12 protein-coding genes and 1 pseudogene are annotated in these 12,223 nt (G+C 71.7%); 5 read left to right on the forward strand and 8 right to left on the reverse strand.

Annotated features, from left to right (window positions below):
- Positions 1–104: 104 nt before the first annotated feature.
- From ACZ4NB_RS11555 to ACZ4NB_RS11570, 4 genes are all read right to left on the reverse strand, one after another.
- Positions 105–623, reverse strand: a complete 519-nt coding sequence (locus ACZ4NB_RS11555) for a SixA phosphatase family protein (protein ID WP_393501123.1) — start codon at positions 621–623, stop codon at positions 105–107.
- Positions 624–710: 87 nt separating this feature from the next.
- Positions 711–938 (reverse strand): hypothetical protein, encoded by a 228-nt coding sequence (locus tag ACZ4NB_RS11560; protein WP_467660385.1) that lies wholly within the window; start codon positions 936–938, stop codon positions 711–713.
- 215 nt (positions 939–1,153) lie between these two features.
- Positions 1,154–1,270 carry an SGM_5486 family transporter-associated protein gene (locus ACZ4NB_RS11565; protein ID WP_393501117.1) on the reverse strand — a complete coding sequence of 39 codons (117 nt, stop codon included), beginning with the start codon at positions 1,268–1,270 and terminating at the stop codon, positions 1,154–1,156.
- Positions 1,271–1,286: 16 nt separating this feature from the next.
- Positions 1,287–2,615, reverse strand: a complete 1,329-nt coding sequence (locus ACZ4NB_RS11570; RefSeq protein WP_467660386.1) for a CynX/NimT family MFS transporter — start codon at positions 2,613–2,615, stop codon at positions 1,287–1,289.
- A gap of 142 nt (positions 2,616–2,757) precedes the next feature.
- Here ACZ4NB_RS11570 and ACZ4NB_RS11575 point away from each other — a divergent pair, with 142 nt between their 5' ends.
- Entirely contained in the window at positions 2,758–3,438 is a 681-nt protein-coding gene (locus tag ACZ4NB_RS11575) for a FadR/GntR family transcriptional regulator (protein WP_467660388.1), read from the forward strand.
- A gap of 413 nt (positions 3,439–3,851) precedes the next feature.
- Here the strand turns inward: ACZ4NB_RS11575 and fabI are convergent, their stop codons facing one another.
- Positions 3,852–4,628 (reverse strand): enoyl-ACP reductase FabI, encoded by a 777-nt coding sequence (gene fabI / locus ACZ4NB_RS11580; RefSeq protein ID WP_467660390.1) that lies wholly within the window; start codon positions 4,626–4,628, stop codon positions 3,852–3,854.
- Between the two features lie 5 nt (positions 4,629–4,633).
- Positions 4,634–5,338, reverse strand: a complete 705-nt coding sequence (gene fabG, locus ACZ4NB_RS11585; protein ID WP_454421487.1) for a 3-oxoacyl-[acyl-carrier-protein] reductase — start codon at positions 5,336–5,338, stop codon at positions 4,634–4,636.
- Positions 5,339–5,552: 214 nt separating this feature from the next.
- Here fabG and ACZ4NB_RS11590 point away from each other — a divergent pair, with 214 nt between their 5' ends.
- On the forward strand, positions 5,553–7,103 hold the full coding sequence (locus ACZ4NB_RS11590; protein WP_467660392.1) for a TldD/PmbA family protein: 1,551 nt from the start codon (positions 5,553–5,555) through the stop codon (positions 7,101–7,103).
- 128 nt (positions 7,104–7,231) lie between these two features.
- A pseudogene (locus tag ACZ4NB_RS11595) lies at positions 7,232–7,521 on the forward strand (transposase family protein); the annotation flags it as partial.
- Between the two features lie 231 nt (positions 7,522–7,752).
- On the opposite strand, the gene ACZ4NB_RS11600 reads toward ACZ4NB_RS11595, so the two are convergent.
- Positions 7,753–8,160, reverse strand: coding sequence for a RidA family protein (locus tag ACZ4NB_RS11600; RefSeq protein WP_467660394.1), 408 nt, complete (start codon positions 8,158–8,160; stop codon positions 7,753–7,755).
- A 625-nt stretch (positions 8,161–8,785) separates the two neighbouring features.
- On the opposite strand from ACZ4NB_RS11600, the gene ACZ4NB_RS11605 reads away from it, so the two are divergent.
- Both ACZ4NB_RS11605 and tyrS read left to right on the forward strand, forming a co-directional pair.
- The gene (locus ACZ4NB_RS11605) at positions 8,786–10,243 is read left to right on the forward strand and encodes a metallopeptidase TldD-related protein (protein WP_467660395.1); all 1,458 of its coding nucleotides are present in this window, start codon (positions 8,786–8,788) and stop codon (positions 10,241–10,243) included.
- 169 nt (positions 10,244–10,412) lie between these two features.
- Positions 10,413–11,816: a tyrosine--tRNA ligase gene (gene tyrS / locus ACZ4NB_RS11610; protein WP_467660396.1), complete on the forward strand. Its 1,404-nt coding sequence runs from the start codon at positions 10,413–10,415 to the stop codon at positions 11,814–11,816.
- Between the two features lie 121 nt (positions 11,817–11,937).
- Here the strand turns inward: tyrS and ACZ4NB_RS11615 are convergent, their stop codons facing one another.
- Positions 11,938–12,213: a GlsB/YeaQ/YmgE family stress response membrane protein gene (locus tag ACZ4NB_RS11615; protein WP_467660398.1), complete on the reverse strand. Its 276-nt coding sequence runs from the start codon at positions 12,211–12,213 to the stop codon at positions 11,938–11,940.
- Positions 12,214–12,223 lie beyond the last annotated feature (10 nt).

A 12,223-nucleotide genomic window follows, 5' to 3' on the forward strand; every position in this document is an offset into this window, starting at 1 on the left:
CGGAGACGAGGACATACGGGAGGGCCCCGGCACACGGCTGCCGGGGCCCTCGCGTCGTATCCGGGTCGCCGACCGCGCGCGCTGGGCGCGCGAAGGCGGCGGGATCACTCGTGCGGTGTCCAGTACGCGACCAGCCGTCCGACGCCGTGCTCGACCGACTTCCAGGAGCCGTTGAAGCTGATCACGGCCATCGAGGCGGTCGGGAAGCCGCTGCGGTTCATCCGCGGCAGCAGATCGCCGTCGGACTCACCGGCGAGCGCGTCGGCGAGCGCGTGCACTCCCGGGTTGTGGCCGACCAGCATCAGGTCGTCGACCTCGTCGGAGGTCTCGTTCAGCAGCGCGATGAGCTCGCCCAGGGACGCTTCGTAGATCCGCTCGTCATAGACGGTCCTGGGCCGCTCGGGGAGCTCATGGACGGCGAGTTTCCACGTCTCGCGAGTGCGTACCGACGTCGAGCACAGGGTCAGATCGGGGTTGATCCCGGCCCCGGCCAGCCAGCGGCCGGCCACCGGGGCATCCTTGCGGCCGCGGTCCGCAAGCGGACGCTCATGGTCGTCGGTGTCCGACCATTCGGCCTTGGCGTGTCGGAGGAGGACAATCCGGCGGGGTGTATCGGCGCTCATGCGTCCCAGCTTCGCACGAAAGACGGCACGGGGCGCGGGGTGTTGAAGCGCTCCCCCCTGCCGGGTGACGCCGGGCGCCGGCACGTGTCAGACACCTATGGGGATGATCCGGGCAAGGGCCTCCAGCAGCCACGTCAGGCCCTGCGGAGGGCTCGCCGCGCTCGCCTCGGAGGCGCCCGCCACCAGCGCCAGCAGGGCTATGAACGAGACCACCGGCAGCGCCAGCGCCCACCACGGCAGCCGTGTCCGCAGGCGGCGGGCCTTGGCCGCGGATGATCGGCTGACCGCGGGTGACGGACTGGACGCGGCGGACATGCGAATCGCCTCCGTGGCGGCGCCGAAGGGCTGCGCGCACGCGGGCCGCGGCGCGCCCACCGCTGTCTGCGGTGTACTTCGAAGCTACGGATCACCGGCGGCCGCGCCCACCCGGGAAGCCACCCACTTAACCCTGACCCTGGCCCCCTAGGGGACGGTGGGGCTACCCCCACCCCGGACCCTCCGGCGGACCCGCGGGCCGGGCCGCGGGCGGCTCACGGAGCGGCGATACTCGCCACGATCGCGACGACGACGGTCACACCGAGCATGAGGCCCAGCACGAGGAGCAGCTTCTTCTGGCCGCCCTGCGGATTCGGTTCGAGCACTGGCATGCGCCCAGTGTCGCACTCAGGCCTCGTCCTCGATCCGGCGGTCCCGGCCCGCCAGCACGCCCACCGCGATCTGCGGCACCATCAGCCCCGCCATCAGCGCGATCGGCAGCCCCCAGCCGCCGCTGTGGTCGTAGAGCGTGCCGACCAGCTGCGGGCCCGGGATGGAGATCAGATAGCCGACGCTCTGCGCGAAGGCCGAGAGCTTGACGACGCCGGCGGAGCTGCTCGAACGCATCCCGATCATGGTCAGGGCCAGCGGGAACGCGCAGTTGGAGACGCCCATCAGCAGCGCCCAGGCCCAGGCGCCGGCGGCCGGGGCCAGCCACAGCCCGGCGTAGCCCGCCAGACCGCACAGGCCGAGCGCCACCGCGAGCGGACCCTGGTGCCGCATCCGGGACGCCAGCCGCGGCAGGACGAAGGAGAGCGGCACGCCCATGGCCATGGTGACGGCGAGCAGCACGCCCGCGGTACCCGCCGAGACCCCGGCGTCGCGGAAGATCTGCGGCATCCAGCCCATGGTGATGTACGCGGCGGTGGCCTGCAGTCCGAAGAAGACGGCCAGCGCCCAGGCGGTCGGTGAGGAGGTGATCCGGACCGGCGCCTCCTCGGGGCGCTCGGTGCCGGAGGCCGGGCCGGAGGCGGCCCCGCGCTGCCGCAGCACCGCCAGCCAGGGCAGCGCCGCGACCGCGGCGAGCCCCGCCCACACTGCCAGGCCGATACGCCAACTGCCGCCCAGCCCCTCGGTGATGGGCACGGTGAGCGCCGCGGCGAGCGAGGTCCCCAGGGCCAGCGCCATCGAGTACAGCCCGGTCATCGGGCCGACCCGGTCGGGGAACCAGTTCTTGATCACGACGGGCATCAGCACGTTGCTGACCGCGATGCCGGCCAGGGCGAGCGCGCTGGCGGCCAGGAAGCCGCCGGTGCCGCCCGCGAACGGACGCAGCGCCACGCCCACGGCGATGGCGGCCATCCCGGCGCAGACGATCGCACCGGGCCCCCAGCGCCGGGCCAGCCTGGGCGCGGCGATGCCGAAGGCGGCGAAGCACATGGCCGGTACGGACGTCAGCAGTCCGGCGACGCTGGCGCTCATGCCGAGGCTCGCGCGGACCTCCGCCATCAGCGGGCCGAGGCTGGTGATGGCCGGGCGGAGGTTGAGCGCCGCGAGGACGATCCCGGCCGTCACGATCCACGGCAGCCAGCGGCCGGCGGCACCGCCGGACCGGCCGCTCTCCGCGGCGGCCGCACCGGGCCCGGCCTGCGGCTCGGTGCCCTCGGAGCGCAGGGCTGTGGAGGTGGTGCGGGGCCCGGCCGCCGGGCCGAGGGTCGCGAGGTCTTCGTCTGCCATGGACGTCATCATAGAATCATGGGATGAATGCTTGTCCAGCCGATATCGCTAGCCTCGGCCGTCCCGGACGGCTCCCGGGCGCCGCGACGGCCCCCGGACGCCGCACCACCGCCCGTCCACCCCTGCACCCCGGAGCGCAGTTGTGCCTCTGACCTCGCCCCGCCGGTCCGCGCTGGCCGACCAGGTGATCGCGCAGCTGCGCGCCCAGATCACCTCCGGTGAGTGGCCGGTGGGATCCCGTATCCCGACCGAGCCGGAACTCGTCGAGCAGCTCGGCGTGGCCCGCAACACCGTCCGCGAGGCGGTGCGCGCGCTGGCCCACAACGGGCTGCTGGACATCCGGCAGGGCTCGGGCACCTACGTGGTGGCGACCAGCGAGCTGGCCGGGGTGATGAACCGCCGGTTCGCGGCCGCCGAGCCCGAGCACGTCGCCGAGCTGCGCAGCGCCCTGGAGGCGAGCGCCGCCCGGCTGGCCGCCCGCCGCCGCACCGACCAGGACCTGCGGCAGATCGACGCGCTGCTGGAGCGGCGCGAGGCCGCCTGGGAGTCCGGTGCGGCCGAGACCTTCGTGGAGGCGGACGCGACGTTGCACATGGCGATCGTGTCGGCCTCGCACAACGAGGTGCTGGCCGAGATCTACGCCGACCTCGGCGGCGTGCTGCGCGACTTCCTGCGCGCCGATGTCGGCGAGGAGCTGCGCCCGGAGGCGCACATGGACCACTCCCGGCTGGTGGAGGCGATCCGCGCGGGCGACGCCGAGCTGGCCGCCGCCGAGGCGGGCGCGCACCCCTTCGGCTGCCGGATGGCCGTACCGGGGCCGTGAGCGGGGTACCGGGGACGTGAGGGGATGGGGGCCTGGAGGTGGGGCCCGGGGGCCCTAAGGGGGGATCGAACGGCTCCCGTAGGGGATGCGAGCGCCCCCTGCGGGGCCACAACGGGGCGGGTACGGGCGATATTCCCGCAGGCGGTACTCCTGCGGTCGGTGGCACGGGCAGTGGTGCCCTGGGCGGTGGCGCAGGCGGTGGCGCCGTGCGCGATGGCGCAGACGGTGGCGCCGTGCAGGTCACACCGAGCCCCACAGGCCGTACCGCCGCCCACAACGCGTACCACCGCCCCACAACACGCACCGCCCCCAGCTCGCCCGCAGGCCAGCTGCCCGCTCACCCGCACGCACAACGCATACTGCCCGCCCCGATGGCCGGGGCGGGCAGTATGGACGTGATCGGGATCGGGGCGTCAGGCGCCCATCATGTGCACGCCGCCGTCGACGTGCACGATCTCACCGGTCGTCTTCGGGAAGAAGTCCGAGAGCAGACCGACGACGCCACGGCCCGCCGGCTCCGGGTCGGCCAGGTCCCAGCCGATCGGCGCGCGGTGGTTCCAGACGTCCGCCAGCTCCTCGAAGCCCGGGATGGACTTGGCGGCCATCGACTTGATCGGGCCGGCCGAGACCATGTTGACGCGGATGTTCCGCCCGCCCAGGTCACGGGCCAGGTAACGCCCGGTGGACTCCAGGGCGGCCTTGGCAACGCCCATCCAGTCGTACTTCGGCCAGGCGATCGACCCGTCGAAGGTGATGCCGACGACCGAGCCGCCGCCGCGCTTCTCCATCAGCGGCAGCAGCGCCATGGTCAGCGACTTCAGGGAGTACGAGGAGACCTGCAGCGCGGTCGAGACGTCCTCCCAGTCGGCCTCCAGGAAGTTGAAGGCGCCCTGCGGGCCGAAGGCGATCGAGTGCACGATGCCGTCGATGCCCTCGTCGTCACCGAAGTACTCGCTGACCTTGGCGGCCAGACCGTCCAGGTGCTCCGGGTTGGTGACGTCCATCTCGATGACCGTGGTCGGCTTGGGCAGCCGCTTGGCGATGCGCTCCACGAGCGAGACCCGCCCGAAGCCGGTGAGAACGACCTCCGCGCCCTGCTCCTGCGCGACCTTGGCCGCGTGGAAGGCGATGGACCCCTCGGTGAGGACTCCGGTCACCAGGATGCGCTTGCCTGCGAGGATTCCACTCATGCTGATCAGTGACCCATGCCCAATCCGCCGTCGACGGGAATGACGGCTCCTGTGATGTACGCGGCCTCGTCGGAGGCCAGAAAGCGGACCGAGGAGGCGATCTCCTCGGGCTGCGCATACCGCGCGAGCGGCACCTGCTTGACGATGCTGTCCCGCTGCTCGTCGGTGAGCACCCGGGTCATGTCGGTGTCGACGAAGCCCGGCGCGACGACGTTGACGGTGATGTTGCGGCTGCCCAGCTCCCGGGCGAGCGAGCGGGCGAAGCCCACCAGACCGGCCTTGGAGGCGGCGTAGTTCGCCTGGCCGGCGCCGCCCATCAGGCCCACCACGGACGAGATCAGCACGACGCGGCCCTTGCGCGCCCGCAGCATCGCCCGGTTGGCGCGCTTGACCACCCGGAACGTGCCGGTGAGGTTGGTCTCCAGGACCGAGGTGAAGTCCTCTTCGGACATCCGCATCAGCAGCTGGTCGCGGGTGACGCCGGCGTTGGCCACCAGCACCTCGACCGGGCCGTGCTTCTCCTCGATCTCCTTGTAGGCCTGCTCGACCTGCTCGCTGTCCGTGATGTCGCACTTCACGGCCAAGAACCCGGCGGGCGGCTCGCCCGAGCGGTAGGTGATGGCGACCTTGTCGCCTGCCTCGGCGAAGGCACGGGCGATGGCGAGGCCAATGCCGCGGTTACCTCCGGTGACCAGAACCGAGCGGCTCAAGAGATCACCCTTTCCCTTTTCTGTCCGTCCTGCGTTCGATACGAAACTATCGGTCACGGGCCCCTTCCGTGGAATCGAGCACGGACAGGCGCGCGGCCCGGTCACTGTCGGGTCCCCACAGAACGCGAGCGACGCGCCGCGGCGCGCGCCGGTGTCCTCTGGGCCCTGGACGCGGCACAGGGCATGATGCAGGCGCCGACCACGGGAGGACGCTTTGCCTGCTGCACCCCATGCCCGCACCCTCGACGCATCGTTCCTGGCCCTGCCGCTGCGGGCGCTGGCCGACGCCGCGCTGGCCCGGGCCCGCGCGCTGGGCGCCGACCACGCGGACTTCCGCCTGGAGCGGATCCGCAGCGCCTCCTGGCGGCTGCGGGACGCCCGTACGTCGGGGACCTCGGACAGCACCGACCTCGGCTACGCGGTGCGGGTGGTGCACGGCGGGGCCTGGGGCTTCGCGTCCGGAGTGGATCTGACGATGGACGCGGCGGCGCGGGTGGCCTCGCAGGCGGTGGCGATGGCGAAGCTGTCGGCGAAGGTGACCGAGGCCGCGGAATCGGCAGGGGCGGGGCGGGGGCGGGTGGAGCTGGCGGCGGAGCCGGCGTATCCGGACCGCACCTGGGTCTCCTCGTACGAGGTCAACCCCTTCGACGTGCCGGACGCCGAGAAGACCGAGCTGCTGGCGGAGTGGAGTGCGCGGCTGCTGGCCGCCGAGGGCGTGGCGCACGCGGACGCCTCGCTGATGACCGTCCAGGAGAACAAGTTCTACGCGGACACCGCGGGCACCAGCACCACCCAGCAGCGCATCCGTCTGCATCCGCAGCTGACCGCGGTCGCGGTGGACCCGGCCGGGGACTTCGACTCGATGCGCACCCTCGCCCCGCCGGTCGGGCGCGGCTGGGAGTATCTGACCGGCGATCACTGGGACTGGGACGGCGAGCTGGCCAGGATCCCGGAGCACCTCGCCGAGAAGATGCGCGCGCCGAGCGTCGAGGCCGGTGTGTACGACCTGGTGGTGGATCCGTCCAATCTCTGGCTGACGATCCACGAGTCGATCGGGCACGCGACCGAGCTGGACCGGGCGCTGGGCTACGAGGCGGCGTACGCGGGGACCTCGTTCGCCACCTTCGACCGGCTGGGCGAGCTGGCGTACGGCTCGGAGATCATGAACGTGACCGGCGACCGCACCGCCGAGCACGGCCTGGCGACGATCGGCTACGACGACGAGGGAGTGGCCGCGCAGTCCTGGGACCTGGTCAGGGACGGGATCCTGGTCGGCTACCAACTCGACCGCCGCATCGCGAAGTTGACGGGCTTCGCGCGCTCCAACGGGTGCGCGTACGCGGACTCGCCGGGCCATGTCCCGGTCCAGCGGATGGCGAACGTCTCGCTGCGCCCGGCGCCGGAGGGGCCGTCCACCGACGAGCTGATCGCCGGGGTGGAGCGCGGCATCTACGTCGTCGGCGACCGCTCCTGGTCGATCGACATGCAGCGCTACAACTTCCAGTTCACCGGCCAGCGGTTCTTCCGGATCGAGAACGGGCGGCTGGCCGGGCAGCTGCGGGATGTCGCCTACCAGGCGACCACCACCGACTTCTGGGGCTCCATGGAGGCCGTTGGCGGACCGCGGACCTACGTCCTAGGAGGGGCCTTCAACTGTGGAAAGGCCCAGCCTGGACAGATCGCGGCAGTCTCCCACGGCTGCCCGTCGGCACTGTTTCGGAACGTGAACGTTCTGAACACTTCGGCCGAGTCCGGCAGAGCCTGATAGGACTCCTCTCCGGGCCCGAAGTCTGCACCAGGTCTACACGTGGTCACAGCTGACGAGCTGGGCAACGTCGTCCCCGTCCTCAATGTCCTCCTCGCCGGGAGTGGGCTGAGGCGGGACCAGGACGGATGGCGCTCGTTCAGCCGGGGAGACTCGAAGAACCAGCCCCGCTGGACGTGTCCAGCTCCACCCTGCGGTTCCTCGCTGCCCGTCTGCGGCCGGCCGCCGCGAGCGCGGGACGCGCTGGCGGCGGCTGAGCGCGGGCCGTCAGGCCCTGCTGGTTCTCACGCACCTGCGCTGCGGTCATATCTACGCCCAGCTTGCCGCCAGGTTCGGTGTGGGCGCCACCGCCTACCGGTACATCGCCGAGGCCATCGAGGCCCTGGCCGCCCTCGCGCCGACCCTCGCCGAGGCGATGAGTCTGTGCGGGTCGTGACCGCCGGTTCGGGCCACGTCTCCGGCTTGGCGAAGCGGAACTCCGGACCGTGCTCGGGAGGTCGGCCGTTCGTCCTGGGTAACCGCGGCGGCTTCGGTAGCCGCATCACGCGGTCGCCGCGGATCGGATCAGACGAAGGCCGCCTCAGCGTCCGGAAAATGCCCAGGTGGACAACGGTTCGAGATGCCGTTCGATACGTCGGGAAGAGGAGACTCAGTCGGGCAGCGCCACGGTGAGATCCACCTCGATGAGCTGTCCTGAGAAGCCCAATTGCGCGACGCCCAACAGCGTGCTGGCGGTGGTGAACGCCGGACCGAGCGAAGAGTCGGTGAGCCGACGCCACGCGGCTCCCAGAACATCTCTTTCGCCGCTCCGCACGTAGATCACTGACCGCACCACGTGGTGCGGCTGGGCACTCACCGCGGTCAGCGCGGCGATCGCATTCGCGACCACCTGGTCGACCTGCGCCTCAAGGGAACCGGAACCGACAAGGTCACCGTTTCGATCAAGCGGGCACTGCCCCGCCAAATACGCCGTACGGCCCGCCTCCACCACGGTGATGTGGTGGTAGCCAGGCGTCTCATGCAACTGCTCGGGATTGATTCGGGTGATCACAGCCATGCCCGCGAGTCTGACCATCGAGCAGTCAGCGCGCACCGCATTTTCTCCCGCCGACAAACACTCCACAGCGACCTGGGGCACCACCCCGCTCGCGGACATCGGGAACAGCTCCAGCACGGCTGAGGCGCGTCGAGAGATTGCCGAAGCTCACGGCTTGAAGCCGGCACAGGCATGCACCCCTCCGCAGTCCCTCCCGAGCTGCGGACCATGCGGCCCGTGCGTACCTTCGGCAGGTCACTGCGAGCCGCGAGCGGCGGAGGCGGAGGCGGACGCGGCTACGATCGGTGCACCCGCGTCATCGAGTCTCCGCTCAGCACTACAGGCGCTCGATAAGCTCTGCTCCCAGGTCGACACCGCGTCATCACCAGACCCCGCAGAGTCCGGTTTGAACCGGTATGAACAGGGATTGAGGGGAGACCATGAAGAGGCGCCTGACCTGCACAGATGCTCGTCAGAGGGGTGTGCCCCCTGCTCCCCCGGTGAATTTCCAGTTCACCGGCCAGCGGTTCTCCCGGATCGAGAACGCGGGAGGCCGGTCGATGAACGCACGCCACGGATCCGGCCGGGGGGCCGGGGGTCGCCCCCCGGGCCGGCACAGCCTCAACACGACGCGGGAGGCCGGTCGATGAGCACGCGTACGCCCCGTACGAGCAGGCCGCACGAGATCGTCGAGCGGGCTCTGGAGCTGTCCCGCGCCGACGGCTGCGTGGTCATCGCCGACGAGCACTCCAGCGCCAATCTGCGCTGGGCGGGCAGTGCGCTCACCACCAACGGCGTCACCCGCGGCCGCACCCTCACCGTCGTGGCGACGGTGGACGGCGGGCAGGGCATCGCCTCGGGTGTGGTCTCCCGCTCTGCGGTGACCGCCGGGGACCTGGAGCCGCTGGTGCGGGCCGCGGAGGCGGCCGCCCGGGACGCCGGGCCCGCCGAGGACGCCCAGCCGCTGGTCGCCGGCGAGAAGGCGTCCGCCGACTTCACCGACGCGCCCGCCGAGACCTCCTCGGACGTCTTCGCGGCGTTCGCACCGGCCCTCGGGGAGGCATTCGGGCAGGCCCGCTCCGGCGGCCGCGAGCTGTACGGCTTCGCCCACCACGGCGTGGTCTCGTCGTATCTGGGCACCTCGGCCGGGCTGCGGCTGCGGCACGACCAGCCCACCGGGACGCTGGAGCTGAACGCCAAGGCCCCGGGCGCCGACCGGGCGGTGCCGCGCTCGGCCTGGGCCGGGCGGGCGACCCGCGACTTCACCGACGTCGATCCGCGGGAACTGGACGCCGAGCTGGGCCGGCGGCTGGGCTGGGCCGAGCGACGGATCGAGCTGCCCGCCGGGCGGTACGAGACGCTGCTGCCGCCGACCGCCGTCGCCGATCTGCTGATCTACCAGATGTGGTCGTCCGGGGCCCGGGACGCCGCCGAGGGCCGGACGGTCTTCTCCAAGCCGGCCGGGGCCGACGAGGCCGCCGCCGGCCGACCCGGCGCCGGCACCCGGATCGGCGAGCGGCTCAGCGAGCTGCCGCTGACGCTGCGCAGCGACCCGCGGGCGGCCGGTCTGGAGTGCGCGCCGTTCGTGCTGGCGCACTCCTCCGGGGACGATGCGTCGGTCTTCGACAACGGGCTGCCGCTGGCGGCCACCGACTGGGTGCGCGAGGGCGTGCTGAACCGGCTGGTGACCACGCGGCACAGCGCCGGGCTGACCGGCCTGCCGGTGGCACCGGCCGTCGACAACCTCCTTCTGGAGGGCGGCGGTTCGCGCTCCCTGGACGAGATGGTCGCGGCCACCGGGCACGACGGTCCCGCGCTGCTGCTGACCTGCCTGTGGTACATCCGCGAGGTCGATCCGGCGACGCTGCTGCTGACCGGGCTGACCCGGGACGGTGTCTATCTGGTCGAGAACGGCGAGGTGACCGGCGAGGTCAACAACTTCCGGTTCAACGAGTCGCCGGTGGACCTGCTGTCCCGGGCGGTGGAGGCGGGCCGTACGGAGCGGACCCTGCCGCGGGAGTGGGGCGACTACTTCACCCGGGCGGCGATGCCCGCGCTGCGCGTCCCGGACTTCCATATGAGCTCGGTCAGCCAGGGGGTGTGAGCCGGGCCGCGGGCGCCCGGCCGGTGCGCACGGCTGCGGGCCTCGGGTGCGGGCTTCGGGTGCAGGCTTCGGGTGCGGGCTTCGGGTGCGACAGCGCGGGAGGGCCCGCCCGGCGAATAGACTGCGGGCTTGTCCTCCCGTTTGGGAACCACGATCGATCAGGAACGCCATGACACGCCTCGGCGAATCCGTCGCCCGCGCCAGCACTCTGCTCTCCGCCGACCTCTCCTCGGACGGCACCGTCCGGGAGCTGCTCAAGGAGACGGGCGACCGGCGCTATCTCGATCTGACGGACCTGCCCGCCAAGGAGCAGGCCGAGCTGATCGCGGCCCGTACGGTCGAGGTGCTGCCGGGCGTGGAGAAGCTGGCCGAGCGGATCGAGGAGCGCCGGGCGGCCGGCAAGGGCCTGCACATCAAGCTCGGCATCGACCCGACGGCGACCGATGTGCACCTGGGGCATGCGGTGCCGCTGATCGTGCTGAGCCGGTTCCAGCGGCTCGGCCACGACGTCACGCTGATCATCGGCGACTTCACCGCCAAGATCGGCGACCCGTCGGGCCGTACGGCCGAGCGCCCGCCGCTCACCGACGACGACATCGCGCACAACCTCGCCACCTACCGCGAACAGGTTCGCCCCTTCTTCGACTTCGAGAAGGTCAGCTTCCGGCAGAACAGCGAGTGGCTGGCGCCGTACACCTTCCCCGAGCTGCTCGCGCTGCTCGCCCAGGTGCCGGCCTCGCAGCTGCTGCAGCGCGAGGACTTCCGCAACCGGCTCGCGGCCGGCTCCGGTCTGACGATGACGGAGCTGCTCTACCCCATCGCGCAGGGCCTGGACTCGGTGGCGCTGGAGTGCGATGTCGAGCTGGGCGGCTCCGACCAGCTGCTCAATCTGCAGATGGGCCGCAAGCTGATGGAGCTGCGCGGGCAGCGGCCGCAGCTGGTGGTGACCATGCCGCTGATCGAGGGCACGGACGGCACCGGCGCCAAGATGTCCAAGTCCAAGGGCAACTACGTCGGTCTGAGCGCGCCCGCCGACGATGTCTTCGGCAAGATCATGTCGGTGCCGGACCGGCTGATGGAGCCGTACCTCAAGGCGTGGACGGAGTGGACGGACGAGGAGATCGCGCTCGTCCTGGGCCGGGTCGCGGACCGCTCGCTGCACCCGATGGACCTCAAGAAGGTCCTCGCGGGCGAGGTCGTGGCCGCGCTGTACGGCCTGGAGGCGGCGATGGCGGCGCGCGCCGGTTTCGTCGCGCAGTTCTCCAAGAAGTCCTTCTCCGACGTGGAGTCGCTGCCGGTCGTCGAGGTCGCCGAGCACGGCGCGGAGACGGTGGCCGCGGTGCTGACCAAGGTGCTGGAGTTCACCCCGAGCGCCTCGGCGGCGCGGCGGCTGGCCAAGCAGAACGCGCTGCGGCTGGTCGTGGAGGGCGAGGACGGCCAGCAGACGGTGGTGCTCGCGGAGGCGGATGCGATCCGGCCGCTGAACGAGGTGCTGGCCGAGAAGCTCACGGACCCGGCCGGGGTCGCGTACCTCAAGGCCGGCCGGAAGCTGGCGCAGCTCGCGGGCCGCTGACCGGGCAGGCTTGAGCGGAGGCGGCCGGTGCGCGTGGGTGCGCACCGGCCGCCTGGCGTTTTTGCTGCCCCGGGCCGGCAGGCTTCGGGCGTCGCCCTCGTGCCTCCAGGCCGGCGGAGCGCTAAGCCGTTGTCTTGCGGCGGCGCATGGATACCCACAGGCGGTCGCCGATCCCGACGACGAGGACCGCGCCGATCAGTTGCAGCAGGTGCCGGATCCAGTCGATGCCGCGGGTCTCATTGACGCCGATGCCGGTGGCCAGCCAGTTGCCGAGGACGCTGCCCAGCATGCCGAAGATCACGGTCAGCCAGAGCGGGATCTGCTGCTTGCCCGGGATGATGGCCTTCGCGATCAGGCCCAGCACCAGGCCCACGATGATCGCCCACAACCAGGTCATGTCGCCTCCT

It is taken from the genome of Streptomyces sp. NPDC026575, assembly GCF_055567415.1.

Coding starts and splice junctions, on each gene's coding strand:
- fabI (WP_467660390.1), bottom strand. CDS start 4,628: ATGAGTGGAATCCTCGCAGGCAAGCGCATCCTGGTGACCGGAGTCCTC.
- ACZ4NB_RS11615 (WP_467660398.1), bottom strand. CDS start 12,213: ATGACCTGGTTGTGGGCGATCATCGTGGGCCTGGTGCTGGGCCTGATC.
- ACZ4NB_RS11560 (WP_467660385.1), bottom strand. CDS start 938: ATGTCCGCCGCGTCCAGTCCGTCACCCGCGGTCAGCCGATCATCCGCG.
- ACZ4NB_RS11600 (WP_467660394.1), bottom strand. CDS start 8,160: ATGGCTGTGATCACCCGAATCAATCCCGAGCAGTTGCATGAGACGCCT.
- ACZ4NB_RS11570 (WP_467660386.1), bottom strand. CDS start 2,615: ATGGCAGACGAAGACCTCGCGACCCTCGGCCCGGCGGCCGGGCCCCGC.
- ACZ4NB_RS11565 (WP_393501117.1), bottom strand. CDS start 1,270: ATGCCAGTGCTCGAACCGAATCCGCAGGGCGGCCAGAAGAAGCTGCTC.
- ACZ4NB_RS11555 (WP_393501123.1), bottom strand. CDS start 623: ATGAGCGCCGATACACCCCGCCGGATTGTCCTCCTCCGACACGCCAAG.
- tyrS (WP_467660396.1), top strand. CDS start 10,413: ATGACACGCCTCGGCGAATCCGTCGCCCGCGCCAGCACTCTGCTCTCC.
- ACZ4NB_RS11605 (WP_467660395.1), top strand. CDS start 8,786: ATGAGCACGCGTACGCCCCGTACGAGCAGGCCGCACGAGATCGTCGAG.